The organism is Amaricoccus macauensis (genome assembly GCF_049800915.1).
GTDB lineage: Bacteria > Pseudomonadota > Alphaproteobacteria > Rhodobacterales > Rhodobacteraceae > Amaricoccus > Amaricoccus macauensis_A.
Genome location: NZ_JBNAFY010000002.1, coordinates 711,610 through 736,627 on the forward strand (window position 1 = coordinate 711,610; position 25,018 = coordinate 736,627).

The 25,018-nt window shown below is 58.6% G+C and carries 22 protein-coding genes; 15 read left to right on the forward strand and 7 right to left on the reverse strand.

Going from position 1 to position 25,018, the window contains the following annotated elements; all coding sequences use genetic code 11:
• Positions 1-197: 197 nt before the first annotated feature.
• From mbhE to uvrC, 11 genes are all read left to right on the forward strand, one after another.
• On the forward strand, positions 198-2,438 hold the full coding sequence (gene mbhE, locus ACP15W_RS07580; RefSeq protein ID WP_424932247.1) for a hydrogen gas-evolving membrane-bound hydrogenase subunit E: 2,241 nt from the start codon (positions 198-200) through the stop codon (positions 2,436-2,438).
• Positions 2,435-2,965 carry an MnhB domain-containing protein gene (locus ACP15W_RS07585; RefSeq protein ID WP_424932248.1) on the forward strand — a complete coding sequence of 177 codons (531 nt, stop codon included), beginning with the start codon at positions 2,435-2,437 and terminating at the stop codon, positions 2,963-2,965. The genes mbhE and ACP15W_RS07585 overlap by 4 nt, the downstream gene beginning before the upstream one ends.
• Positions 2,966-2,968: 3 nt before the next feature.
• A complete protein-coding gene (locus ACP15W_RS07590; RefSeq protein ID WP_424932249.1) occupies positions 2,969-3,331 on the forward strand; it encodes an NADH-quinone oxidoreductase subunit K in 363 nt (120 codons plus the stop codon).
• The gene (locus ACP15W_RS07595) at positions 3,331-4,860 is read left to right on the forward strand and encodes a proton-conducting transporter membrane subunit (RefSeq protein ID WP_424932250.1); all 1,530 of its coding nucleotides are present in this window, start codon (positions 3,331-3,333) and stop codon (positions 4,858-4,860) included. Before ACP15W_RS07590 ends, ACP15W_RS07595 begins: the two co-directional genes overlap by 1 nt.
• On the forward strand, positions 4,857-5,201 hold the full coding sequence (locus ACP15W_RS07600) for a Na+/H+ antiporter subunit E (protein ID WP_424932251.1): 345 nt from the start codon (positions 4,857-4,859) through the stop codon (positions 5,199-5,201). The genes ACP15W_RS07595 and ACP15W_RS07600 overlap by 4 nt, the downstream gene beginning before the upstream one ends.
• Positions 5,198-5,503: a monovalent cation/H+ antiporter complex subunit F gene (locus ACP15W_RS07605; RefSeq protein ID WP_424932252.1), complete on the forward strand. Its 306-nt coding sequence runs from the start codon at positions 5,198-5,200 to the stop codon at positions 5,501-5,503. Before ACP15W_RS07600 ends, ACP15W_RS07605 begins: the two co-directional genes overlap by 4 nt.
• Positions 5,496-5,834, forward strand: coding sequence for a monovalent cation/H(+) antiporter subunit G (gene mnhG / locus ACP15W_RS07610; protein ID WP_424932253.1), 339 nt, complete (start codon positions 5,496-5,498; stop codon positions 5,832-5,834). Before ACP15W_RS07605 ends, mnhG begins: the two co-directional genes overlap by 8 nt.
• Positions 5,835-5,920: 86 nt before the next feature.
• A complete protein-coding gene (locus tag ACP15W_RS07615; protein WP_424932254.1) occupies positions 5,921-6,751 on the forward strand; it encodes a S49 family peptidase in 831 nt (276 codons plus the stop codon).
• Positions 6,752-6,967: 216 nt separating this feature from the next.
• On the forward strand, positions 6,968-7,918 hold the full coding sequence (locus ACP15W_RS07620; protein WP_424932255.1) for a calcium/sodium antiporter: 951 nt from the start codon (positions 6,968-6,970) through the stop codon (positions 7,916-7,918).
• Positions 7,915-8,700 (forward strand): SDR family oxidoreductase, encoded by a 786-nt coding sequence (locus tag ACP15W_RS07625; protein ID WP_424932256.1) that lies wholly within the window; start codon positions 7,915-7,917, stop codon positions 8,698-8,700. Before ACP15W_RS07620 ends, ACP15W_RS07625 begins: the two co-directional genes overlap by 4 nt.
• 308 nt (positions 8,701-9,008) lie before the next feature.
• Positions 9,009-10,931 carry an excinuclease ABC subunit UvrC gene (gene uvrC / locus ACP15W_RS07630; protein WP_424932257.1) on the forward strand — a complete coding sequence of 641 codons (1,923 nt, stop codon included), beginning with the start codon at positions 9,009-9,011 and terminating at the stop codon, positions 10,929-10,931.
• Between the two features lie 31 nt (positions 10,932-10,962).
• Here the strand turns inward: uvrC and ACP15W_RS07635 are convergent, their stop codons facing one another.
• Positions 10,963-11,400, reverse strand: coding sequence for a BLUF domain-containing protein (locus tag ACP15W_RS07635; RefSeq protein ID WP_424932258.1), 438 nt, complete (start codon positions 11,398-11,400; stop codon positions 10,963-10,965).
• Between the two features lie 242 nt (positions 11,401-11,642).
• Here ACP15W_RS07635 and pgsA point away from each other — a divergent pair, with 242 nt between their 5' ends.
• Genes pgsA through ACP15W_RS07650 form a run of 3 tightly spaced genes read left to right on the forward strand, consistent with a single transcriptional unit; the run spans position 11,643 to position 12,922 of the window.
• Positions 11,643-12,221, forward strand: a complete 579-nt coding sequence (pgsA, locus tag ACP15W_RS07640) for a CDP-diacylglycerol--glycerol-3-phosphate 3-phosphatidyltransferase (RefSeq protein WP_424932259.1) — start codon at positions 11,643-11,645, stop codon at positions 12,219-12,221.
• Positions 12,218-12,469, forward strand: coding sequence for a molybdopterin converting factor subunit 1 (gene moaD / locus ACP15W_RS07645; protein WP_424932260.1), 252 nt, complete (start codon positions 12,218-12,220; stop codon positions 12,467-12,469). Before pgsA ends, moaD begins: the two co-directional genes overlap by 4 nt.
• On the forward strand, positions 12,470-12,922 hold the full coding sequence (locus tag ACP15W_RS07650; RefSeq protein WP_424932261.1) for a molybdenum cofactor biosynthesis protein MoaE: 453 nt from the start codon (positions 12,470-12,472) through the stop codon (positions 12,920-12,922). It begins immediately after the preceding gene.
• Between the two features lie 36 nt (positions 12,923-12,958).
• On the opposite strand, the gene addA is transcribed toward ACP15W_RS07650, so the two are convergent.
• The 6 genes from addA to ACP15W_RS07680 all read right to left on the reverse strand — a co-directional run bounded on the left by addA (position 12,959) and on the right by ACP15W_RS07680 (position 23,614).
• The gene (gene addA, locus ACP15W_RS07655; protein ID WP_424932262.1) at positions 12,959-16,345 is read right to left on the reverse strand and encodes a double-strand break repair helicase AddA; all 3,387 of its coding nucleotides are present in this window, start codon (positions 16,343-16,345) and stop codon (positions 12,959-12,961) included.
• Positions 16,342-19,329, reverse strand: a complete 2,988-nt coding sequence (gene addB, locus ACP15W_RS07660) for a double-strand break repair protein AddB (RefSeq protein ID WP_424932263.1) — start codon at positions 19,327-19,329, stop codon at positions 16,342-16,344. The genes addA and addB overlap by 4 nt, the downstream gene beginning before the upstream one ends.
• Positions 19,326-20,021 carry a nucleotidyltransferase family protein gene (locus tag ACP15W_RS07665; RefSeq protein ID WP_424932264.1) on the reverse strand — a complete coding sequence of 232 codons (696 nt, stop codon included), beginning with the start codon at positions 20,019-20,021 and terminating at the stop codon, positions 19,326-19,328. Before ACP15W_RS07665 ends, addB begins: the two co-directional genes overlap by 4 nt.
• On the reverse strand, positions 20,018-21,028 hold the full coding sequence (locus ACP15W_RS07670) for an aminoglycoside phosphotransferase family protein (RefSeq protein ID WP_424932265.1): 1,011 nt from the start codon (positions 21,026-21,028) through the stop codon (positions 20,018-20,020). Before ACP15W_RS07670 ends, ACP15W_RS07665 begins: the two co-directional genes overlap by 4 nt.
• A complete protein-coding gene (gene tsaE, locus ACP15W_RS07675; RefSeq protein WP_424932266.1) occupies positions 21,025-21,513 on the reverse strand; it encodes a tRNA (adenosine(37)-N6)-threonylcarbamoyltransferase complex ATPase subunit type 1 TsaE in 489 nt (162 codons plus the stop codon). The genes ACP15W_RS07670 and tsaE overlap by 4 nt, the downstream gene beginning before the upstream one ends.
• Positions 21,514-21,604: 91 nt before the next feature.
• A complete protein-coding gene (locus ACP15W_RS07680; protein ID WP_424932267.1) occupies positions 21,605-23,614 on the reverse strand; it encodes a PAS-domain containing protein in 2,010 nt (669 codons plus the stop codon).
• Positions 23,615-24,169: 555 nt separating this feature from the next.
• Here ACP15W_RS07680 and ACP15W_RS07685 point away from each other — a divergent pair.
• A complete protein-coding gene (locus ACP15W_RS07685; RefSeq protein WP_424932268.1) occupies positions 24,170-25,000 on the forward strand; it encodes an FkbM family methyltransferase in 831 nt (276 codons plus the stop codon).
• The last annotated feature ends 18 nt before the right edge of the window (positions 25,001-25,018 follow it).

The window sequence follows — 25,018 nt, forward strand, 5'->3', positions numbered from 1 at the left end:
GTTGGGCAAGGGACGCTTGCAATGGGGAAACAACGCCTTAATACTCACTCGGAATAGGAGCCCGCGCAACACGCGCGATACAATGTCCAGGGGGCCCGGGAGGTGCGCGCGTTTCGCGCTGGCCCGTCGGGCGGAGGGGAGAAGACAAAAGCGTGGCACACGCCTCAACGAGCATGTCCCCCGAGAGAAGGAGTTCGGTGCCGAAGGAAGCGGGGCTTTGGCGCTTCATTCCAGCTCTCATCGGAGCGGTCGCCACACTCTGGTTCGCACAATTCCTGCCCGTCGTTTCCACCGGAGAAATCCCGGAATACGTTGCCGAATGGGTGCCGCAACTGGGGATTTCGCTCGCCTTTCGGCTTGATGGTCTTGCACTGGCTTTCGCCCTGCTGATCTCGGGTATCGGCGCGCTCGTCTTTCTCTACGCCGCCACATATTTCCGCTCGGACCGGCGACTGGCCTCGCTTCTCGTCACGCTGCTTGCCTTCGCGATCTCGATGCTGGGGCTTACCTGTGCCGATGACGCAATCACCCTCTTCATCTTCTGGGAGGGGACGACCGTCACCTCTTTCCTGCTGATCGGGTTCGATCATGAGAAACAGAACTCGCGCTGGGCGGCCATCCAGGCGCTGGTCATAACCGGAGCAGGTGGGTTGGCGCTCCTGGCCGGGTTGCTGATCATGGGCGGAATGGCCGGAACGCTGCGGCTCTCCGAGATGAACCAGATGGGCGACATGTTCCGCGCGAGCGAACTCTACCCGCTTGTCTTCGCACTTGTCATGCTCGGTTGTTTCACCAAATCCGCGCAATGGCCGTTTCATTTCTGGCTTCCGGGTGCGATGGCTGCGCCCACGCCGGTCTCGGCCTACCTCCACTCCGCGACAATGGTGAAGGCTGGCGTCTTCCTTATGGCGCGTTTCACACCGGCGCTGGGCGGCACAGATCTCTGGACCTGGACATTGGTGCCGGTCGGGGCGTTCACGATGATCCTTACCTCGGTCTGGGCCATGCGCCAGACCGACCTGAAGCTCATGCTCGCCTTCACCACGGTGATGGGCTTGAGCATGATCACCATGCTGCTTGGGCTTTCGACGCCGGAATCCATAGCGGCGGCGATGACGTTTCTGCTGATCCATGCCTTCTACAAGGCCGGGCTCTTCCTTTCCGTTGGGATGATCGAGAAGGGTTCGGGGTCGCGCAACTACCCCGAGCTTGGGGGGCTGGCACGCTCTATGCCACTCACGGTATCGGTTGTTGCGCTTGCCGCACTCTCGATGGCCGGAATGATCCCTTTCTTCGGGTTCATCGGCAAGGAGATGATCTACGAGGCGACCCTCCACACGGAATTTCTGACCTACGCGGTATCGGGCGCGGCGCTTTTGGCCAACGCTCTTATGGTGGCATGCGCAATGATGATCGCGATCCGGCCATTCTTCTTCTCACATCTGAAGGCGCCGAAGGAAACCCCGGCCGATCCGGGGTGGGGGCTTTATACCGGACCCTGCGTTCTGGCAGCTCTCGGGCTGCTCTTCGGAGTGCTCCCCGGACCTGCCGAATATGGCCTCGTCGGGCCGATGGTCGAAGCCGTCTCGCAGGAACCTCTACATGCACATCTGGCGCTGTGGCACGGAGTCAAACCGCCACTCTATCTCAGCATTGCAACCTTTATACTGGGCTTCCTGCTCTATGTGCTGCTCGACAGGATCGCGCGCTTCCTCTCCGATATCGAAGATGACGTGCCCCGTACAGAAAGCTGGTATGACGGGTTGATCCACGGGCTTGGGCGCTTCTCGCATTTCTGCACATACAAGATCCAGAATGGTCACATGACGAGCTACCTGAGGCGGACCTATCTGGCGCTCGGGATTGCACTCTGGCTCGCACTTTTTTCTGGGGCGATGTCCTGGCCCGAACTGCGCCTCAGCATCGAGTTTATCGACTGGGCAATATTTGCCATCATCATCGGCTCGATCGTGGTGGTGATCCGGACAAATTCCAGGCTTACGGCAATTGCCGCCCTGGGAGGGATCGGATCAAGTATTGCGGTCATCTTCGTGGTCTATGGTGCCCCGGACGTGGCCATGACGCAGCTGTTCGTCGAGATCCTCGTCGTGGTCTTCATGGCGATTGCCATGGTCAAGCTGCCACGGAGCGGCAACATACCCTTCCGGCCTCTGGATGCGACGATTTCCGTCGTTCTGGGTGTTGGCGTCACGACCACCATGCTCATGGTGCTTGGAACCGATATCGATCTGAAGCTGACAAAATTCTTCGAGGAGAAAAGTGTTCCCGATGCACTTGGGCATAACATCGTCAACGTCATTCTGGTGGACTTCCGCGGCCTCGACACGATGGGCGAAACTGCGGTGATTGCGATTGCTGCCATCGCCGCCTACGCCGTCCTGAAAGCTGGCCGCAGTGGCAACGGGAGGTCATCGTGAGCACCACCGACCAGGATCCAGTCGACATCGACAAGGTCGATCCGCATCCCGTCGGCCCCAAAGGCGCCACGGCGATCGAATCTCTCATTCTCCAGACGGTGACGCGGCTTTTGCTGCCACTTATTCTGCTTCTCGCACTGTTTGTCTTCAACAGAGGTCACAATGAGCCGGGAGGCGGGTTCATCGGCGGGTTGTTGGCGGCCATTGCGTTTGCGCTCTATGAGAAGGCACAGGGGCTCGAAGCCGCGCGCCGCGCACTACGCTTCCGTCCGCTCTCGATCGCTGCCACGGGTCTTGGTTGCACTCTTGCAGGTGGGCTTTGGGGCGCGATGCAGTACGGATATTTCCTCAAGGGCGTGTGGCCCTTGATCGAGAAACTGCCGGACGGATCGAAGAGTGGCTTGCCGCTTGGCTCGATCATGCTTTTCGATTTCGGCGTATTCCTCGTCGTGCTTGGTGGGGTTTGCGGCATTCTCTTCACGCTTGAAGAGGTGGTGGGCAACGAAATGGACAGCAAGGAGGACTAGCGCATGGAAATCATGCTTGCGGTCCTCGCGGGCACGCTTGTGGCGGCCGGGGCCTACCTGATGATGAGTGGCCGGACACTGCCCTACATCTTCGGGCTCACGATGATCTCGAATGCGGCAAACATTATCATTTTTGCCTCCGGCCGGCTGACTTTCGGTGTGCCGCCGCTCATCCCGGGCGATGCGAAGAGCATCGAGGGAGCCGCCAACGCTTTGCCGCAGGCGCTGATCCTTACGGCAATCGTTATCGGATTCGGGCTGCTCGTTTTTGCGTTGGCACTGGCCTACCGCTCCTACTACGTGCTCGGAACCGCCAAGATGGACCATATGAACACCTCAGAACCGGGCACGGAGGCGGGCGAATAGTGCTGCTTTTCTGGCCCATCGTCATTCCGCTGTTGACCGCGGTTTTCACCCTTCTGGCCTGGCGCTCGACAGAGATGCAGCGGGGCATATCGATCACAGGCGCGGTTGCGCTGCTAATTTCGAGCATACAGATCTTTTCGGATGTCCAGCAGGTTGGCCCGATCAGTGCCCAGTCCGGTGGTTGGATCGCCCCCTACGGGATCACGCTGGTGGCGGACACGCTTTCCGCCGTCATGCTTCTACTGACCGGTGTCGTTGGCGTTGCCATCGTTATCTTCTCGACGACGGATGTATCGCGCGAGGAGGAGCATTTCGGTTTCCATCCCTTGACGCATTCCGTGCTCACAGGCATCTGCGGTGCATTTCTGACCGGCGACATCTTCAACCTCTACGTCTGGTTCGAGGTGATGTTGATCGCGACCTTCGGGCTACTGGTGATTGGCGGCGGCAAGGCGCAATTCGACGGGGCGGTGAAATACGTTGGGCTCAACCTGATCGCCACGGTTGCCATCATCGCCGGCGTCGGTCTGCTCTACGGGACCACCGGAAGCCTCAACATGGCTGACCTCCACGGTCTGCTTGAAGGGCGCTCGGGAGAGGCGGTGGTGCTGGCATCCGGGGCATTCCTGTTTTTCGCTTTCGGCTCGAAGGCCGCGCTCTTCCCGGTGAACTTCTGGCTGCCTGCTTCCTACCATACCCCCTCCGCCACGACATCGGCACTATTTGCCGCATTGTTGACCAAGGTGGGTGTCTATTCGATCCTGCGTATCTTCACCCTGGTTTACGATGTCGAAGGCACGATCTTCGTGCCGCTCTTCTTTCTCGCGGCACTTTCGACGATGTTTTTCGGTGCCATGGGCACGCTGAGCCAGAACAACGTTTTCCGTCTGCTCGGGTTCTCGATCATTGCGTCAGTGGGGTTCATGATGCTTGGGCTCGCGATTGGCACGCCACTCGCGCTTGCCGGAGCTGCCTTCTATTTGTTCCAGGATGTTCTGGCGAAGGCGGGACTCTTTCTCGGGGCCGGTGCCGCGGCGCGTTTGACCGGGTCGGAACTCTTCGCGCGTTCGGGTGGGATCTGGAAGGCCCGGATCGGTTTCTCTCTTCTCTTCCTCATTCCCGCCCTGTCGCTTGCTGGCGTTCCTCCGCTCGCCGGCTTTTGGGCCAAGCTTCTGCTGGTGCAGGCGGCTCTCGAAGTGAACGGTTATTTTCTGACGCTTGCCATTCTCGGCACCGGATTCCTGCTTCTCTATGCCATGGGGCGGGTATGGGCGGCGGTTTTCTGGTCACCCCATCCCGCTGGGGACAGGGCCATTCAGGAGCGCCTGGGCGCAACATCAATCCTCCCGCTTCTGTCGATTTCGATCCTCATCATCTTCATAGGGGTTTATGCTGGAACCTTCGTCACCATCGCACTTGAGGTCGGCCAGGAACTGACGGACCCATCGGCGTATGTCGAAGCCGTTTTGGGCGGTGCCGAGGCTTCAGGCGGAGAAATGGAAAGTGTCGAGCCGGAGGTCAAAGAATGATCGGGTTTCTGGTGCGTTGCTTCCATTTCCTGGTGCTGCTTCTGTTCTTCCTTTGGGATCTGATTGTTTCCAGCGTGCAGGTTGCCGTGACTGTGCTCACTCCCGGGGACATATCCAACCCACGCCTCGCGACAGTTCCGCTGCGGGTGCAATCGGACTGGGGAATCACGCTGGTGGCGAACTTCATCTCACTCACCCCCGGGACGTTGAGTGTAGACGTGAGCGAGGATCGCAAGACGTTGCTTGTCCATTCCCTCCTTGCAGGCGGATCAAGTGAGGAGCTCCGTGCCGATGTGCGTCGGGGGATCGAGGAGCGGGTTCTGAAGGTGACGCAACGATGATCATTGAAACCGTCGCTTCTGGCTTCTACGGCATCGCCCTGCAGATCGCGATGGCCTGCGTGATCGTGGCCATACTCGCCGCGGCTTACCGGCTTTTCGTGGGGCCCACTTTGGCCGACCGGGTCATCGCACTCGACATGGTCTCGGTCCTGCTCGTGGTTTTTCTCGTTCTCTTCAAGCTCGTGAGCGGAATTGGGGCCTACATCTATGTTGCAATCGGGCTTGCGTTGATATCCTTCCTCGCGACGGTGGCATTTGCACGGTTCATCGAACGTGACAGGGGGGCTGACCTCCATGAGTGAGTGGATCGCCAGCGCCTTTCTTCTGTTGGGAGCCTTCTTCTGCCTTGTTGCCGGGATCGGCATCATTCGACTGAAGGACGTCTTCTCTCGAATGCATGCCGCCACCAAGGCCGGGACCCTGGGATTGGGCCTCATCTGCGTCGCGGTGATGATCAAGGCCGAGACCTGGCTCGGTATCATCGAAGCGCTGTTCGTCTTTGTATTCATGCTTCTTACAGCACCAGTGGGCGCGCACCTGATTGGCCGGGCTGCCTTTCGCAAGCACCAGCAAATGGACGAGAATACGCGACAGGATGAGGATGCGGAGGCCTTCCGGTCTGCCAAGCATTGAGGCGGTTTCGTGCAAGTGTGGTCGAATTGGCGCGCTTGGCAACCGGACCACTTGTTCCCCCTCGGGTGCTGGCCTAAATCAAAAGCATGGTTAGAAAATTCCTTTCGCGGTTCCGGCGCGACAGCGTGACTGTCCTTCGCCTGGAGGGTGTCATCGGCAGTGGTGGGGGACGTCTGGGCAGCGCGCCGCTCAGCGACGCGGCTCTGGCGCCTGTCATCGAGGCGGCTTTCACGCGGGGCAAACCGAAAGCGGTTGCGCTCTCGATCAACTCCCCGGGAGGGAGTCCGGTGCAGTCGAGTCTTATCGCCGCTCGGATCCGACGCCTCGCGGATGAAAAGAACATCCCGGTTATCGCCTTCGTGGAGGATGTCGCAGCGTCGGGCGGCTACTGGCTTGCCACGGCGGCGGACGAGATCATTGTCGATCCCAGCAGTATCGTTGGGTCCATCGGTGTCATATTCGCCTCCTTCGGTTTCCATGATTTTCTCGGTCGTCAGGGGATCGAGCGGCGGGTGCACACAGCGGGAGAGGACAAGAGCATGCTTGATCCTTTCCGGCCAGAACGGCCCGAGGATATCGAGCGGTTGAAGAAGCTCCAGACCGTGATCCACGACAATTTCATCGGACAGGTCACATCACGACGGGGAGAGAAGCTGGCCGAACAGAACCTCTTCACCGGAGAGATCTGGGTCGGGCAGGGCGGCATCGATGTCGGGCTCGCCGACAGCATCGGGCATCTGGTGCCTGTGATGAAGGAGCGCTTCGGCGAGAGGGTCCGGTTCAATATGGTCAAGCCAAAACGCCCGTTACTGAAGCGTTTCGGTGTTGCGGCAATGGGAGGTGCAATCGACGCGGCTGCAAGCCGGGTGGATGATCATGCACATTGGTCGCGTTTTGGGCTTCAGGCGCCCAGATGATCCGTATCGCGCTGCTCTTTCTAATCGTGATGGCACTGATCGGCCTCCTGGGTAAGCTTCGAATGCCCAAGATCGGGCGACGCAAACCCGGAAACGCCATCGAACCGGCTCGCAAATGTCCGAAATGCGGCACCTATTTAATCGGTGACGCCGAATGCGACTGTGGCAAGGAAGGCCGCGCTCCCTAACAACCCCGCAATCACGAGGCTTTCCGATATGGATATCATTCTTCTGATCGCTGGCTTGGCGATTCTGATTGTTGCGGGTGACGTGCTTGTGCGCGGTGCCGTTGCGCTCAGCCTTCGACTTGGCGTCCCGATGGTTATTGTCGGGCTGACGGTCGTGGCTTTCGGAACGTCGCTTCCGGAGCTCTTGGTCAGTATTGATGCCGCCCTTTCCGGCGTACCCGGCATCGCGGTCGGAAATGTAGTGGGCAGCAACATCACCAATATCCTGCTGGTTCTGGGAGTTCCGGCGGTCATTTCCCGGGTTCCACCGTCCGGGTCCGGAACCAAGCGCAGCTACTGGCTGGTTCTCGGTGCCTCAGGTGTCTTGATTGCGCTCTGTTTTGCAGGATCGCTGTATTACATGGCCGCTGCGGTGCTCCTGACACTCCTTGCCCTCATGTTAGCCGACATGTGGCGTGAGGCGCGAAAGGATCCCTCCCATGTGGCGGAAGAAGTTTCCGAACACTTTACGCCAATGCCGCCCTGGAAGGTCGCGGCGTTCATACTTGTGGGTATCGCGGGCTTGCCAGTCGGAGCACACCTGCTCATCGAGGGGGCGGTGGGCATCGCACGTCAATTCGGTGTCTCGGAGGCGGTGATCGGGCTGTCCCTCGTGGCACTTGGCACATCGCTTCCCGAATTGGCGACGACGGTCATGGCTGGAATTCGCAAGCAGACCGATGTTGCGATGGGTAATGTGCTGGGGTCGAACCTCTTCAACATTCTTGCCATCTTGGGGATCACAAGCCTATTCGGCCCCCTTCCGGTGGAACCGGAGTTTCTAGCCCGTGACCTTTGGGTCATGCTCGCGTCTGCACTCCTTCTCGCGCCGTTCGTGCTGGGCAATCGGGTCATTTGCCGGCGTACCGGCACGCTCTTCCTGATACTTTACTTGGGTTACTACGCGTTCCTGTTCACCCAGGCGGGGGGTGCGGCATGAAACCTGGCAGGGCCTTGGTAACCGGTGGGGGGCAGCGTCTCGGAGCGGCGATGGCCGTGCGCCTGGCCGAGCGCGGGTTTGCCGTAGCTATTCACTTCCATTCCAGTGAGGAGCCTGCCGCTCGTGTGGTGGAGCAGTGCTGCGCTGCGGGCGCGAATGCTAGGGCGCTTTCCGCGGACCTCCTCGACCCTGATGCGACCGTAGAGCTCGTAGACCGCGCGGGAGCGGTGCTAGGCGGTCCGTTGACGCTTCTGGTGAACAACGCCTCGATTTTCGAACATGACAACATCGCCACCGCGACACCTCAAAGCTGGGACAGGCATATCGGATCGAATTTGCGCGCGCCGTTTCAACTAACTCAAGCATTTGCCAAACAAGCTCCCAAAGGCGCGCGCGATGCTGCGGGAGAACCGATAGCAAGCGCTTGCATCGTGAATATGATCGACCAGAGGGTCTGGAAGCTCACGCCAGAGTTTTCAACTTATACGATAGCCAAGGCTGGCCTCTGGACCCTTACCCAGATTGCGGCACAGGGCCTTGCGCCGGATATCAGGGTCAACGGAATTGGCCCGGGTCCCGCCCTGCGTGGCGTTCGCCAGAGTGAGGAGCATTTTGCGGCGCAACGAGACGCTACGATCCTGAAGCGGGGAACGAGCCCGAAGGAGATCTGCACAGCGCTCGACTTCATCCTGGACGCACCCGGCCTGACAGGACAATTGATATGCCTCGACGGGGGGCAGCATCTTGCCTGGAAGACCCCTGACGTCCTCGGAGTCGAGTGAATTCTGCGAGGTCTATCGCGTCAGGATTGGGGGAGACGTACTTGACTTTTCCACCCCGGAACCGAGCGTCATAAATCTGTTTGATTCTTTTAATGATTACATCATTTTATCAGGCGTCTCTTTTTTTTATCGTTTGAAATCAGTGTATTGAAAATATGCCTAAAAATTGCACAAACCTTGAAATGGCTCGTGAGGACAGGGAAAATACGGTTCACTGACAAGTTTCCAACAGAGTTATCCACAGATTTGGTGGAAAGCTTTTCTCTTGAAACTGCGATGTGATCCGTGCAGGGGGCACAGAATCAACTATGAGTGGAGTCGAGCAGGAAACCGGGAGCGGAGAACACCCGGATTTTGAAGAAGACGGCCTGTCGCGCGACCAGCCGGTGCGGGGACATCTTGTCATTCGGGATTATCTGAAGCGCCTCGATGACAGTCCGGGGGTTTATCGGATGCTCGATGAACGCGGGGAGGTGCTCTACGTCGGTAAGGCGCGGAATCTGCGCCGCCGGGTTTCATCCTATGCCAAGCCGACGGGACACAATTCGCGCATAGGTAGAATGATCGCCGCCACAGCGTCGATGATGTTCCTGACTACGGAGACCGAGACAGAAGCCCTGCTGCTGGAGCAGAATCTCATCAAGCAGCTAAAGCCGCGGTATAACGTGCTTCTGCGCGACGACAAGAGCTTTCCGAACATACTGCTGACGGGCGATCATCCCTTTCCGCAGATCAAGAAGCACCGGGGACTGCGCAAGGAAAAGGGCACGTACTTCGGACCGTTTGCCTCGGCAGGAAGTGTAAACAGGACACTCAATCAGCTTCAGAAAGCATTTCTGCTGCGCAACTGTTCGGACACCATGTTCGAGAGCCGGACGCGGCCTTGTCTGCTTTATCAAATCAAACGTTGCAGCGGCCCCTGTGTCGGGTACGTTTCCAAGGACGATTACCAGGCGCTGGTTGAGGATGCGGCTGATTTCCTGCGGGGGAAGTCGACCAAGATCCAGACCCAGCTTGCCGATGCTATGGCAGAGGCGGCGAAGGCTATGGAGTTTGAACGGGCGGCGGCGCTGAGAGACCGCATTCGTGCGCTCACCCAAGTACAGTCGAACCAGGGGATAAATCCCGAGGGTGTTGAAGAAGCTGATGTCGTCGCTCTGCACCAGGAAGGCGGGCATGCCAGCGTACAGGTCTTCTTCATTCGGGCGCATCAGAACTGGGGAAACCGAGCCTATTTTCCGCGGACCGGGGCTGGTGCCGAACCAGACGAGATTCTCGAGGCGTTTCTCGCTCAGTTCTACAGCAACAAGCCACCTGCGAGGTTGATCCTGCTAAGCCACGAGGTGGACAATAGGGATCTGCTCGAGGAGGCTCTGACAACCCAGCTCGGGCGAAAGGTCACTCTGGCCGTCCCTCAGCGGGGCGAGAAGGCGGCTCTCGTTGAACATGCGGGCCGGAATGCCCGCGAAGCCTTGGCGCGACGTATGGCTGAAAGCGCAAGCCAGACGGCGCTTCTGGAGGGGATTTCGGAAGCCTTCGGGCTCGACGGGCCTCCCCAGCGGATCGAGGTTTACGATAACAGCCACATCATGGGCACGAACGCCGTCGGCGGCATGATCGTCGCTGGTCCGGAAGGATTTCTCAAGTCGCAGTACCGCAAATTCAACATCAAGTCCCAGGACCTCACGCCAGGGGACGATTTCGGCATGATGCGCGAGGTTCTGACGCGACGTTTCGCTCGGCTGGTCAAGGAAGATCCGGATCGACAGGGCGAGGCCTGGCCGGACCTTGTCCTCATCGACGGTGGTGCGGGGCAGGTAGGTGCTGCTGCGGAAGCCCTGGCCGAGCTCGGTATCGAAGATGTCGCGATACTTGGCGTAGCCAAGGGGGTGGATCGGGATGCTGGCAAGGAAGAGTTCTATAGGCCTGGGCAAGCGCAACCAGTGGCGCTCGGCCGAAAGGACCCTGTCCTCTATTTCGTTCAGAGGTTACGAGACGAAGCGCACCGTTTCGCCATCGGTGCGCATAGGGCAAAACGCGCGGCACAGACACGCTCCACCCCTCTGGACGAGGTTCCGGGAGTTGGCGCGGCGCGCAAGCGCGCGCTGCTGGCCCATTTCGGGTCCGCCAAGGCCGTCACGCGGGCTGGACTTGCGGACCTGAAGGCCGCGCCGGGAATATCCGACGCTCTGGCCGAAACGATCTACGGCTTCTTCCACGGGGAAGGTTGATCTTCAGCAGAGCTGCCTTCCGGAGCCTGTTTCAAGCGCTCAGGCGCTGCCCGGAAAGTTTGGCCTCAGAGAAGCATTTCATCAGGTGCACGAGGTCTTTGGAGGCATTGCGCGGAATGCGGTCTTCCAGCGTCGAGGTAGACAATCTGAAGAATGGATCTGGAAGTTCACGCATGCTCACGACCTTCTGGTAGCCCATCGACCAGTTCGGAAAGCTGCGTGCGGCGGCATTGCCTTCGTGCAACCGCTTGACCCGATGATGGCGATCATCCGTGAAAATCTTGTCATAGAGGCGTTCCACCTGGCCCTGGTTGCCTTCCAGAAGCTGGAAAAATGTGCCCCCGGCAAAGAGTAGCATGCCCGTAACTTGCATGGCTGGGTTGTTTTTTCGGGCGGCGTCGAGGATTTGGGCAAGATCCGCATCGGTCATCGAACGGGACGGACGGCTGTGATAGACGAGTTGAAACATTGCACAATTCTCCCCACTTTTTGCTCTCTTGTTAAGAAAGCTTGCGTAAATGACGTTAATAAAATCTCACGATATATCGCCAGTTTTGCATCAGGGTAAATCCCGCGTTTGCCAAATTTGGTTTGGCCAAGGCACGGACGCTTTCACGTCGGCGACTCATTTGCGCCAACGATCTGCGGCTTCTTCCATGGCGCGTGTTGAGCCGGTATAGGGGGGCTGATGGCGCGGAGGCGAATGCGGATATGACTTGGACGATCCCCAACATTCTGACGCTCGCGCGGCTCGTTGCCGCGCCCGGAGTGGCTCTTGCCTATGCGGCTTTTCCGCGACCGGCGGCCGATTGGGTCGCTTTGTCGCTCTTCATTCTTGCTGCACTCACGGATTATCTGGACGGACGGTTGGCACGTGCTTGGGGCCAGGAAAGCAATTTCGGGCGAATGCTCGATCCGATTGCCGACAAGGCCATGGTGATCATTGCGCTTTCGATGATCGTCGGGCTATCGGGGATCAACCCCCTCATCCTGATCCCGACTGCATTCATCCTGCTTCGGGAGGTGTTTGTCTCGGGCCTGCGGGAATTTCTCGGCGCCGATGCGGGTCGGCTAAAGGTCACGCCCTTGGCAAAGTGGAAGACCACGGTGCAGATGGTGGCGATTCCGGTTCTGTTTCTTGGCGGTGTGCTGCGGCTCGAGGGGGCGGGGGGCGGAATCGTCCAGGTGTTCGGGATCATCCTGATTTGGGTTGCGGGTGGTCTGACGGTCATGACGGGTTATGACTATCTCCAGAAGGCCATACCGTTCCTGAAGGAACCACGGTCGTGACGCTCGATGTGCTTTATTTCGCCTGGATCCGAGAGCGCGTCGGGGTGGCGTCCGAGCGGATAGTAACCGAGGCGGCAACGGCAGCAGACCTCGTAAACGAGCTACGGGCTCGCGATGCTGGCCACGCAGACGCCTTCGAAGACCTTGCTTCGATCCGGGTTGCGTTGGATCAGGAGCTTTCGGATTTCGGGGACGCGCTGGACGGCGTTCGCGAAGTGGCGTTCTTTCCGCCGATGACGGGAGGCTGAATGGCGGTTCGTGTTCAGGCTGAGGATTTTGACTTGGGGGCCGAGCTCGACGCATTGCGGGCAGGGCGGACGGAAATTGGTGCACTGGTAAGCTTCACGGGGTTAGTGCGCGATCATGCAGGGCCTTCTACTATTTCTAGTATGGAGCTCGAGCACTACCCGGGGATGACCGAAAAAGCCCTGGCGGCGATCGAGGCTGAAGCCTGCGAACGGTGGGAGTTGCAGGCAAGCCTTATCATACACCGCCACGGCGTACTGGCCCCGGGCGAGCAGATCATGATGGTAGCGACGGCCTCGCGTCACAGACAGGCGGCCTTCGAGGCGGCCGTTTTTCTCATGGACTACCTGAAGAGCCGAGCGCCCTTCTGGAAGAAGGAAGCAACCGACCAGGGCGCGCAATGGGTCGATGCGCGCGAAACGGATGAGGATGCTCTCGCTCGTTGGAAGGTCTAGCCAGGCCAAACACCCGTTTCAGACTGGCATGGCAACTTAGCCCTCTCCGCACGCAACCCTGGCGCGGGTAAATGCCTCGTCTGACAGATCAGCTGGTATGACCATCAATTCGGCAGTGCGGGTCCAGAGTATGGCCGTCTCGATACGGCGGTCGCGCCAGACATCATTCAATGCGGCACGGTATGCGCCAAGCTGGCGCAGGATACCTTCCGGGACTTGCAGCGGATGGGTTGGGGTGATCGCGTTCGACTTGAAATCCACGGCGAGAATACGATCGCTCTCGATTACGAGACGGTCGATACGGCCTTGCAGGCGGAGTGTGCCGCTCGGATCGAGAGGCGCGGAAATCTCCGCTTCCGCGAGGGAGCCAGGGCCAAAGAGGAAAGCGAGTTCCGGAGCATCCAGGATTCGTGCGGCTTCCTCCAGAACCTCGGCTTGGGCTGATGTGCCAATTGGAAGCACGTCACGAACAAGCTTAGGCCAATCGGATCTGGGTTCTTGCTGTCCTCGCTCCAGCAGGAGGTGAAGCGCAGTCCCACGAGCAAGACTATCTCTTTCCTTGATGACGCCTGACTCGGCGGGAAGAGCATGGGCCCCACCAAGCTGGGAGGGGAGTAGAACGGCTGGGCCGCCCATGAGGTCCCTATCCGGCGCGGGCCGGCCGGCCCAGTCGGGAAGGGAGTGCTTCGCCTCAGGGCGTTCTTCCTTCGGTGTCGAGACCTCGTCAAACCAGTTGTGTGATAGAACGAGAGTTGCCTCTTCGGCTTCACTGTCGCCTGGAAGCTGTTCATGCTCCAGCGTTTCCATTGCCCGCCGCGCGAGCGTATACCAGCTCATGCCGTCTTCTTTCGGGGCGGATCCGGCCCCACAGATGATCAACCAGCTTTCTGCTCGCGTGAGTGCTACATAGAGAAGGCGCATGTTTTCGGCTCGAGCTCGGGCACGGCGGTGATTCTCGAGTTCGACAAGGTGGTCGGGCGATCTCTCCGCGGCCATCCGCCAGAAAGCCAGGTCATTTTCGTCTGCAAGGATTTCGGGGGCGTTCCGACCCTCATGCCGGTCGACCGTGTCTGGCAGGATGACGATGGGTGCTTCCAATCCCTTGGAGCCATGCACCGTCATGACACGAACCTGGTTCGCTCCCTCGTCGCTCCGGCGCTTGATCTTCAACTCGTCCCTGTCGATCCAAGCGAGAAACCCGGTGAGGGTGGGTGCCTCGGTGCGCTCATATTCGAGCGCCTGATCCAGGAGAGCATCGATCCCGTCTTCGGCCTCCATGCCGAGCCGCGCGACAAGTTTGCGGCGCCCGTCGTGACGAATGAGGATACGCTGAAGCAACTCGAATGGGCGCAGGAAGTCGGCCTCATCCAGAAGGTCGGAAATCAGCGCGCGGGACGAATGAAAGGCGGGGAACTCGGCTGCGCGGAGTTCGCGCCAGAGTAGCGATGGCCGGCCATGGGCAAGATCGAAGAGCTGCTCCTCGGAAATGCCGCCCAGCGGGCTGCGGAGAATGGCGGCGAGGGAAAGGTCATCGCTTGGCGTTGCCGCGACCCGAAGGCACGCCAGAAGATCCTTGACCGCAAGTTCTGCACCGATCCGCAGGACGTCGGCCCCAGCCACAGGAACGTCTGCGCGCTTGAGGGCGCGAATGATTGCATGAAACAGTGCGTTGCGCCTCTGGACGAGGATCATGACGTCGCCTGCCCGAATTGGAACCGGATTGGAGCTGGGCATGACTTTGCCGGTTTGGAGCCAACGTCCGATCGTTCCAGCAATCCTGTCGGCAAGAAGTTCCACCGGGTCGTCGGGGCTCAATGCGTCTACCGGTGCGTGCCAAGGCGGCTCCTCGGCCTTTTCGGATTTCTCCAGAAATGGCCAGATTTCCACCCGTCCAGGGCGCGCGGGATCGAAGGGGGCGTGATCCACCGTGTCCTCGAACGCCTCGCCCGCCGGTCCACGAAATACTGCATCGACGAGGCTCAGAACCGGGCGGGCGGAACGAAAGGAGTGAATGAGCGCGCAGCGTTGCAACTGCGCTTCCAGCCCCTCCAGCAGGGTTTCGTAGTGCTGTCGCATTCCACCGAAGGCGCGCGGATCCGCGCCCTGAAAGCTGTAGATTGACTGCTTTTCGTCGCCGACGACAAAGACGGTTCTGTCAATCTCGCGCGCCCCGAGACCTGCAAAGAACTCGTCCGTAATTGCGCTGACTACCTGCCACTGGTTGGGACTGGTATCCTGTGCTTCATCTACGAGCACATGATCAAGCCCTCCATCGAGCCGCCAAAGCACCCAGGCCGCATTGGCCGGATCAGATAGGAGAATGCGCGTCTTGTCGATCATGTCATCGAAATCAAGGAGGCCGGGTCCAGCCTTCCGGGCGTCGAGATCCGCGAGCCAGAGCCTCGCGAATCTGTTGAGTGCGGCAGAGCGATCGAATGCTTGGCGACCGAGCCTGCGCGGGCGCGCCGCTTCGACCCGCATCATCAAATCGTCAAGATGCTCGCTCAGTTCCACATGGGCGAGCCGAATTGCCTTAGTGGGAAATTTGCCTGCCCTTGCCGAAAAGGGCTCCTTTGCACCTTTGCCGGTCAGAAGCACCGCTTCCAACGCTTCCAGTCGCTCGATAGGATCCAGCAAGAGGGCGGAGGAAATTGAGGCAGCCGCCTTGCGGTCATTCGGACCGGAAGCTGCCAGGATTGGAACCAGTGACCCGAGCATCGAAAGGTCTTCTGGACCGACAGCCCGCCCGGCGATGCTTTCAAGCGTTTCGTCCGGGTCCGCGCCCAGCACGTGGGCGAGTTGTAATGGATCGAAGGGCCCCTGGAATGCCGAACGGTTGCGTGCGATTTCCTGAAGGAGGCTGTCGGGGTCGTCCCCGGAAAGGAAATTTGCCAGGTCCACGAGGGCAGCGGGATCGCGTTCCGCGATCGCATCCAGAATCTCGGATCGGAGAGCCTTTGCCTGCCGGTCTTCGAGCACGGTGAACTGCGGGGCAACACCAGCCTCGAGAGGGAACCGGCGCAACAGGGCCTCGCAGAAGGCGTGGATCGTCTGAATTTTGAGACCGCCGGGCGTTTCCAGTGCGCGCGCGAATAGTGTGCGGGCACGAGAAAGGCTCGCGGGGTCCAGACCTGTATCTCCAGCCCCGAGCCCCTCAAGCTCAGCACGTAGCACGTCGTCGTCGAGCATTGCCCAGCGGCCAAGCGTTTGGAAAAGTCTAGTCTGCATTTCCGCCGCTGCGGCCTTGGTATACGTCAGGCACAGGATTTTCTGTGGCTCAGTGCCTGTCAGCAGAAGGCGCGCGACTCGGTTGGTCAGCACGCGGGTCTTGCCCGAGCCGGCATTTGCTGCGACCCAACTTGAGCGTTCGGGGGAAGCAGCGGTGATCTGCGCAGCAACGGCGGGTTCTATCCGGTGGCTCATGGTTCTTTGTCTTGAGGGTCATCTCCGTCCGACCATTCTCCCTTACGGGAGAGATGATCGAATTCGCTCTCATAGGTGAGACGCTCCGGGCGCAGGCGTGCGGTGTAGCCGACCTCAGGGGTCTGGTACGCGGAGATCAGTTCTGACAGGCGTTGCCAGGTCTGCGCGACGCTCTCTGGTTCGGTGGAGATCTCAGCCGTCTTTCGGGAATTCAGGCCAATCAGTTGCAGGCGTTCCGGTTTCGAGGGCGAAAGACCATCAAAACCGCCGATGGATGCAATTGCACCTTCCAAGGGCAATTGCAGATGAAAGGTTGCAATCTGCTTCTGAGAAGGTATCGAACCCGATTTGTAGTCGTAGATCGCACAGCCTCCGCTTGGGAGGATATCAACCCGGTCTGCCTTTGCCGTGACGGTGAAGGGAAGCGGCGTGCTTTCAAGCTTACGCATACCCCGGATTTCCAAGGCTGCGGGCTCGGCGAAGTCACGTCGTCGGGCTTCCTCCTCTATGAACCACTTGGCGGATTTGGCCATCCGTGCCTTCCAGATGGCACGGATCGCGGGCCATGGAGCTGCCTCAGCAAGAGCGTCTTCGGCACAGGCGAGAAAGATCTCCAGTGCATCTTGGGGAAGTTCATCCTGAGTGCGCTCGATAAAAGACTGGAGCGCCGCGTGGACCGCACTGCCTCTTGAGAGCGCATCCGGGGAGCAGCCCGGCGGATCAAGCTGTCTGAGGTTCAAGACCTTGCGAGCGTAAATTGCATAGGGATCGCGGACGAGGCTCTCGAGTTGGGTCACTGACAACTCGCAAGGCCGGGCGTGCAAGGGAGGACGTGGACAGGGCCGGCGCGCGGGCGCGATAGTCGTTGCGGGAAGGTCGATCCGAGAGGCTTCAGCAAGAAGTGTACTGCCGCGTGCTTTTGCGGCATCTATCGCACGAGATCCCGTATCACCAAGGCCGCGGAGAAGGTTCTCGATTCTCAGAAGCCAGCGTGACGGTACAGTTGGAGCTTCGGCATCGCGCGCGGCGCGCACGAGGATCACTTCTTTCGCACCGATAGCCTGCTGGAAATCATGTGCAGCCAGACCGATCTGTAAATCTGGCAGAGAAAGGCCGATTTCCCGCCTTATGGTTCGGCTCAGCCATGGGTCGGCGCCGGGTTGGCTTGGCCAGATTCCTTCATTGAGCCCGCCCAGTATGACGAGGTCGGCCGACTGCACGCGAGCTTCAAGCGTGCCCCAGATCGATATGCTTTCATTCGTCACCACAGCTTCTTCGGGTACATCCTGGCGCGACATCTGTGACGCAAGGAGCGCTCGGTACTCTGATGGTTTGACGACGCCATAGTCGATGGTCTCTTGGGCAATTTCCTCTACGAGAGAAAGGCAGGCTTGCCCCGCGTCCTTCTGCCAAAGCCCATGAGCCTCGCTCATCTCAGGTCCGCCTGCCAAAGCCTCTGCGGTTCTACGGTGGATGATGGCAAACACTCTGAGCGGCGCTTCGGGGAGGAACTCCATTGGGTGCAAACAGTTTTTTAGCCAAGCAACCCATGTTGGAGCATCTGAATGTTCAACTGATTTGGCCGCGAGATCTTTTGACCATTTTGCGAAGCCATCCCAATCCGCATAGGGTGCGCCGCCTCTTAGACAGCTCGTTTCAAGCCGGATGACGAGATCCATGTGGCGCCGGCGCCCTCCCGGTACCGAACAGACGAGTGGATGTTTCAATAGGCAAAGCAAAGCCTCGGCTGAGAGAGGCCCGTGAATACCATCGGCAACAAGGCGAAGGAAGACGCCGGGAGGGGTGAGCGCTAGGGGGCGTCCTGCACTGTCATCCGGTATGAGGCGCCACCGATCGAGCTCCGAACCGACGCGGCGCGCGAGCGAACGGTCGGGGGTTATCAGCGCGGCTCGCGTGTTTTCTTCCGCCGCACGGCGAAGTGCGTAGGCCACTACGCGTGCCTCGGAGCGGGGATCCGGCGCGTCGATCCAGGTCAGGCCTTCACAAGCTGTTTCAAGTGTGGGCTTCAAACGGCCGCCCTCGGATCGCCATTGATCCGTGACCGGGGCAGGGCGCAATGCCAGCGAAATCAGGTTATTGCGCTCTCTAGACGGAATATCACCGTCAATCCATGGGTGAACGGAGTTCGGCGCAAGGCCTAGTTCATGGAGAATTTGCGCCAAAGCGCCTTGCGGATGATCTCCGTGTGTTTCCTCGCCTCGCTGCAATCTTTGCCAAACTGATTCCGGCAGATCGAAATCAAAACCAGGCAGGATAAGCGCTCCCTGAGGCTGTCGGGCGACAAGTTTCATGAAGGCTCGGGTTCCGGCACGTGAACCCGTGGACCCGGCTACAAGCAACGGGTCGCGCGGTGCGCAGTTCGACCAACTCTCTTCCAACTTCAGTGTCACTGCACGCAAGCGTGCCTGGCCGTCTCCAGAGGCAAGATGCTCGCCGAATTCATTCAGAATGCCAAGGAACCGCAAGCTGCGCTGCCAGTGCAACGCGTGCTCGCCGGGATCAACGGTTTCAAAAATCTCTGGCTTAAGGCCTGCGGCTCCCAGTTCGTCCAGAAGTTCGCTTAGGCTATCGGCCAGATCGAACGCCGCGGTGTCGGCAGCAAGGCCAGGTTGAGCCGAGATGAGCGCGCCGACAAGGCGGGAAAGATCGAGCTTGCGGCGCAAGGTCGGGATCAGTTCCGGAAGGCCAGAAGCATAGACCGGATCGCGGGACAGATCTGAAATGACGTGAAGTCGTGGGAGCAGTCGCGCAGATCCACCCGAAAGTGCATTTCTCAATCCACGTTCTGCCCGGCGTGAATTGACCCAAATCGTGACACGCGCCATAGCCTCGGGAGGGTAGGAGGCGAGCCGATCATCCAGTCCTGCAACAAGGCAGCGCAGAAAATCGGCTCCAGGTGCAAGTCCGAATACGCGCGCCCCAGCAGTGGGCGGGAAAACCTCGAGGTTTGGTGTGGGGGTCATCGCACCGCTTCAGCTTCGGCCAGCGCGATCCCTTCCGGCCGCCCAACATCAATCCAGGTGCCATCAAAAACGGCACCTGACACACGTCCCCTGGCAAGCATCTGATCCCAAACCGTGTTAAGCGAGAAGGAACGCGGAGGGAGTTCCTGCAAGATGTCGAGTTTGAGGATCTGGCAACCAGAATAGACAAATGGGGCAAAGGCAGCGTCGCCACGGCGAGATACTCGATCAAAAGGATCAAGAAAGAAATCGCCTCTTCCCGCGTGACCTACGGCCTTGCCGCGCGGAACAAGGCAAAGAAGGGCATCCATCCGGCGGGCATCCCAAGCCTCCGCGAGCTTCCGCATGGGATTTTCGCCGTTCCAGACCATATCGGCATTCAGCGTGTAAGCGACTTGCGTGTCGAGGAGAGGCAGGGCTTTCGTGAGTCCGCCTCCGGTTTCCAGCAGCTCGGGCTCGTGTGAGATCAGGCATTCCGGCGCGTGCGCCTCGAGCCAGGCGTGCATTTGCGCCGCATGAGCATGGGTATTAACGACAATGCGATCGACGTCGGCACCTCGAGCGATATTCAGTGCGTGCGCAATCAACGGCTTCCCGGCAACTTCGATCAGAGGTTTGGGCCGAGAACGTGTCAGTTCCCCCATCCGTGTTCCGAGCCCCGCCGCGAAGATCATAGTGGCGATGGGTTTCATGGCTGGCTTTCCGCAAGTCTAGAAATGAGCTTGGCTTCTGGGGGCGGAAGTATCTGCACTACAGTATTGCGCAAGGTATCAAGGCCGGGGTGGCTCAGGTCGGACTGAAGGTAGCGCCACACCCTAGGAAGATAGCTGAGATAGCGCGGCTTGCCGTCTCGTTTGCTGAGGCGTGCAAACAGCCCGAGTATCTTCAGATTGCGTTGGGCAGACAGCAGGTGTGCAGCATAGTCAAAGCAGTCCGGATCAAGATCGGTTTGCGCAAGATAGCGTCGTGTCATGGTGGCCCATAGCTGCGGCGCGACCTCTCGGCGGGCGTCTTCAAGCAATGACACCACGTCATAGGCCGGATGGCCGGACAGCATATCCTGATAGTCGAGGAGGCCAACGCGCTTACGCCCCGTGCGATGTGGAAGCCATACAAGGTTTTCGGAGTGATAGTCGCGATAGACAGCAACGCTCTCCTCGAAAGAAAGCTGATTGATCGCATCGGTAAGGCTGATTTCAAAAAATTCGACCAGTTCGGCTGATGCAGGTTCCGGGAGATACCATTCTAGCGGTAGCTTTGCTTCGCGTAGCAGTGTTCTCAGGTCATAAGGTGGCGCAGACCAGCCTGCTGCAGATCTGGTTGGCAGGAGCGAATGCAGTTCCGCGAGGACGTCAATTGCAGCTTCGTACAGAGGTGTTTCAAGTGCCGGGTCATTTTCGCACAGTCGAAATATAAGATCGTCGCCAAGATCCTCGAGAAGGCAAAGCCCGCGTTCGTTGTCGACGGCCAGAATCTCGGGAGCACTGAAGCCGTTCCTTCTAAGCAAGTCGGTGACCGTAAGAAAACTTCTCAGCATGTCCGAATTGCCGTTGGGCAACATCATGAGAATTGCATCATGTTTCGGACCCCTCAAGCGTTCGTATCTGCGGGCGGAGGCATCACCGCTCAGAGGAAATCGGGTTGTGGCTTGCCAACCATAAGCGCTAAGGAAATCATCTACCGGGCTGTCCGACCTCACTCTTGACCCTCCATCCGGTCAACAATCTCGTCTAGCCAATCCCAGTCATTTCCCAGCGCCGATAGACGAATGCGCCGACTGCTTTCAGTATTGCTGTCAAAATCCAGTTCAATCCGCAGCATACGCCTCGGAGCATCGTTGCCCAGCCTGTCAATCCATTCAACCAAAACGATACTGGATTCGAACGCCTCTTCGATGCCCAACTCGATGATCTCGCCAGCGTCCGCCAACCTGTAGAGGTCCACATGCCACAACTCTGCGTTCTCGAGGTCATAAGTTTGGACAAGGGTAAAACTTGGCGAGGGAATGTCGTCCTCGAGCCCTAGTGCGGCAAGCCTCGCCGAGATCAAAGCGCGGGCGAAATGACTCTTTCCGGCGCCCAGATCCCCGACAAGGCCGACGACATCTCGAGGCATGAGATGAGGCGCGATCGAGGCTGCGAGCGCTGCAGTCCGTTCCGGGCTGTCGGTGGTAATCTCACGCATGAATTCTGGCTCCAGAGCCTGAGGGCGGAGCTCGTTTGTAGACGGTAGAACACCGGGATCAAGGCTTGATCCCTCGCGTGTAGTGAATCTCTCAAGCGCTGGCCGCGCGTCCATCGGGCAATGCACGCTGAGCGTTGCCAGTTGACAGATTGCGTGGCAGCGAAGCGTTCAATACCAAGGTGTCAGAAGTGCAAGTCACTTCAATTTCGCCTCCACCGGCGCTGACAATTCGCCGGGCAATCGCAACGCTCTGGCTTTCCTTGTGCAGTTGGGGATTGGCCGCCCTGGCCAGAACAACTAGCACGTCCTCTTGCTCGCCGGTCTCGAGCGAAATGCGAATTGCGGAACCTGCATTTGCTTGATCCGCAACAGCTAGTCCAAGGGCCATCGCGGTCGAACGCATGCGTGCATTCCAGTTCTTGGCTTTCTCGGGCGCGTCGAGGTGCAGGCCGCGCTCCTCAAGTGCAGCTGCCAGAGCCGGCAGGGCAGTTTTTCCGACCCGCTTCGAATTGCGGGCAAGCTCACGAAACTCCTCGGATCGATTGATTCCGTCTTTCAAGACCTGCAGTGCCGCATTCAGATCCTTGAGGATATGCTCCTCTGCATTCTCTGGAATTGCCGAAAGCACCTGCTTGACGGCGGTTTCAGCAGGAACCCTTATTTGCTCCAGTGCGAACTCTGTCAGCACATCTTTTCCGGGATCGAAGTGTAGCGAATCGGCGTAATCAATTGCCGTTAGGTCTCGAAAGACGACGAGTGCTGACGCATCGGGCAGGGGGGCGACCAGAATTTGGAGGCTGCGGCCATCGAGCGCTTCAACTGTGTTGCTCCAAGTGGTGCGAGCTTCCTCTGCCGTGGCAAATTCCGCAAGCTGTGCCCAGACAGGACTGGCAGCACAACGCTCTGCCCAGAGTTTGGAGAGATCGCTGATGGTGGGACCTTCCAGGCTTTCCATCGGATCAATCTGCCAAAGTGCCTCGAACGCGGAGTTCACAAAAACGAGCGAACCAGACGCATTGAACACCGCTACAGCCTCGTTGAGCTTGTCGAGTGTCGCTTGGCTCAGTTCAAGTTCGGAGCGATACTTGCGCTCCAAGGTAATGTTTGCTGAAATATCTTCAAAGAGAAAGGCGAGGGCGCCCTGTGGGTGCGGGCGACCGGTCACTCGGAAGACTTTACCGGATGGAAGTACCCAGTTTTCCTGATACGTACCGTGGCGCGCACCTTCCTCAAGCTCGCTCAGCTTACGCCTCCATCCGGCAAAATCTTTCTGGTCGGGCATTTGTCTGGTTTCGCGGAGGCGTTCCAAGAAATCGCGCAACGAGGGTCGGCCCGCCAGCCATACGGCATCGATCTTCACGAGTTCAGTTAGCGCAGGGTTGAAGAGACCGAGCCGCCGGTTCTTGTCAAAGACGGCCAACCCGATGGGAAGATGGGCAAACGTTTCGGTCAGTGTTTCAACAAAGCGGCGGAGAGAGGCTTCTGCGGCGACCAGTTCATTTGTCTCGATGGCATATCCGAGCTTGCTACCATTTGGGCCCGCGATTTCTTGGACTTCGAACCACTGAGGTTCGCTATCTGCAGGAGGGGCTACGAGTTTTCGCGCGCGCGTCTCGGAGCCACGTGCGGTCAGTGGCACGGTTTCCATGACATGCCCGAAGGCATTCGCTATCCGGTGATCGGGCAATCCTTCGGTCGCCGGATTGAAACGTTCGCGGTAAGGGGTATTTGCCCAAGTGATCTGGTTGTCTGGCGTCTGTATCCACGCGAGAACGGGGGCGCTGTTGATGATGGCGCGAAGGAACCCTATTTCGCGCGTGGCGGTCTTGAGCTTGTCCTCGGCATGCTGGAGCGCGCGAGCTTCTTCGCTTGCCGGGCGGATCGATAGGACGGCCGAACTTCCTCGCGGTTCTCCCAGGATCTCGATTGCCGATCCGTCTCCCCTTGGGCAGTGATGACGGAAGGCGATTCCATCGACCACAAGTGCGTCTAGATCTTGCTGGATGCTCGGGCAATCGTTGAGGAGGTAGTGCTTGAGCAGCACAAGCTTTGAGCGACTGCTGCCCAGGTCTTCCAGTAGCGCGCGGGCGGGTGCAGACATTGCCCTGACGCTTCCCCCGTTGATTAGGAACTCACATGTTTGCTGGGTGCCCTCGTCGCTTAAAGAGCGAGTTTCCCGCGATCCAGAGCGAGCTCTCGGTAGAAAGCCTGCGATCAACGTAATCGTGGCGACGGAACTGATGAGCGCTGCCAATAGAGTTTCTGGGGGTTGGCTCAACTCGGCAAACGAAGAGATACCGCTGAGAAAATTCCTGATCAGTTCCATGCAAGACGCACCTTTTGTGAGCGTCTCCAATTTCGATTCATTTCCTTTAAATAAGGCTTAAGCTAAGCGGGTGAATGGTGACCGCCGCGCCTGCCAGACGTCAGATTTCTCTTGCGTTTTGCTATGAAGAGCGGTGCGAGCAAGCCTGAGTGACGCCCTATCCAACTCAACGTAACGTTGACGAGGAGTCCGGACGAGTTCTTCCGCTATCTTAAACGGTGTAAGTAGTCCGCGAGGCCGTGAGGTGAAATTGACGCCGGCAGTGAAAAAGGAGAAGCTGGTCAAGTAGAGTTACACTGCTTCACCTCATAGTCTGCGATACCACCTGAAATGGCTTTGTCGTCATTTGACGTTGTCAGGCCTGATTATCATTCCTTCCCCAAGAAAAATACAATAGACATCACATATAATTTATGTCTAATACAACCTATGGTTGAATTGGCATCAAATATCATCCCGCTTTGTGAACGTATAAAAACGCAGGGCGTATGGATCCCCTTTCAGGAGGGAATCATCTCCGCAAATATTCTGGACGCTATGCGTGCAGGGCGCTTTGAAGCGGAAGAGGCCAAACACATTCCCGGAATTGTATTGGCCGGGGATCGGGTGCTCGAGGTGGGCGCAGGTGTTGGGTTGATCTCCACGTTGCTGGCGAGACAGCCTGAAGTGGAAGAGGTTATTGCAGTAGAAGCCAACCCGTTGCTCATGGACTTCATGGAGCGGGTTCACAGTGAGAACGGCGTTTCCAAGGTTCGGCGCGTAAATGCTGTTCTCACGAATGACGACATATCAAAGGTGAAATTCTATCTACGCGAGGATTTCTGGATGGGTTCGCTCCTGCCGGAACCCAACCCCTTTCATGCCACCGTTGATGTTCCGACACTCGCCCTGAACGAGTTGTTGCGGACAGAGCGAATCAGTTTGATCGTCTGCGATATCGAAGGCGCGGAAGTGACGTTCTTCGAGAATGCCGACCTTGCCGGCGTAAGCAGGATATTCATCGAACTCCATGATCACGTCACCGGGATGCTAGGTGTCGGGCGCCTTTTTTCGACCCTCGCCGAAAAGAACTTCGTCTACGACCCACGGCATTCGGAAGGCAGTGTCGTTCTTTTTCGAAAAATAGGACCAGACGATCTCTTTCGCTCCTACGCTGGATAGGTGAAAGACGGTAGGTTG

Bases quoted from the DNA above. Each gene is read 5' to 3' on its own strand.
- ACP15W_RS07590 (WP_424932249.1), top strand. From the start codon at position 2,969: ATGGAAATCATGCTTGCGGTCCTCGCGGGCACGCTTGTGGCGGCCGGG.
- ACP15W_RS07600 (WP_424932251.1), top strand. From the start codon at position 4,857: ATGATCGGGTTTCTGGTGCGTTGCTTCCATTTCCTGGTGCTGCTTCTG.
- ACP15W_RS07605 (WP_424932252.1), top strand. From the start codon at position 5,198: ATGATCATTGAAACCGTCGCTTCTGGCTTCTACGGCATCGCCCTGCAG.
- mnhG (WP_424932253.1), top strand. From the start codon at position 5,496: ATGAGTGAGTGGATCGCCAGCGCCTTTCTTCTGTTGGGAGCCTTCTTC.
- ACP15W_RS07615 (WP_424932254.1), top strand. From the start codon at position 5,921: ATGGTTAGAAAATTCCTTTCGCGGTTCCGGCGCGACAGCGTGACTGTC.
- ACP15W_RS07620 (WP_424932255.1), top strand. From the start codon at position 6,968: ATGGATATCATTCTTCTGATCGCTGGCTTGGCGATTCTGATTGTTGCG.
- ACP15W_RS07625 (WP_424932256.1), top strand. From the start codon at position 7,915: ATGAAACCTGGCAGGGCCTTGGTAACCGGTGGGGGGCAGCGTCTCGGA.
- uvrC (WP_424932257.1), top strand. From the start codon at position 9,009: ATGAGTGGAGTCGAGCAGGAAACCGGGAGCGGAGAACACCCGGATTTT.
- ACP15W_RS07635 (WP_424932258.1), bottom strand. From the start codon at position 11,400: ATGTTTCAACTCGTCTATCACAGCCGTCCGTCCCGTTCGATGACCGAT.
- pgsA (WP_424932259.1), top strand. From the start codon at position 11,643: ATGACTTGGACGATCCCCAACATTCTGACGCTCGCGCGGCTCGTTGCC.
- ACP15W_RS07650 (WP_424932261.1), top strand. From the start codon at position 12,470: ATGGCGGTTCGTGTTCAGGCTGAGGATTTTGACTTGGGGGCCGAGCTC.
- addA (WP_424932262.1), bottom strand. From the start codon at position 16,345: ATGAGCCACCGGATAGAACCCGCCGTTGCTGCGCAGATCACCGCTGCT.
- addB (WP_424932263.1), bottom strand. From the start codon at position 19,329: ATGACCCCCACACCAAACCTCGAGGTTTTCCCGCCCACTGCTGGGGCG.
- ACP15W_RS07665 (WP_424932264.1), bottom strand. From the start codon at position 20,021: ATGAAACCCATCGCCACTATGATCTTCGCGGCGGGGCTCGGAACACGG.
- tsaE (WP_424932266.1), bottom strand. From the start codon at position 21,513: ATGCGTGAGATTACCACCGACAGCCCGGAACGGACTGCAGCGCTCGCA.
- ACP15W_RS07680 (WP_424932267.1), bottom strand. From the start codon at position 23,614: ATGTCTGCACCCGCCCGCGCGCTACTGGAAGACCTGGGCAGCAGTCGC.
- ACP15W_RS07685 (WP_424932268.1), top strand. From the start codon at position 24,170: ATGGCTTTGTCGTCATTTGACGTTGTCAGGCCTGATTATCATTCCTTC.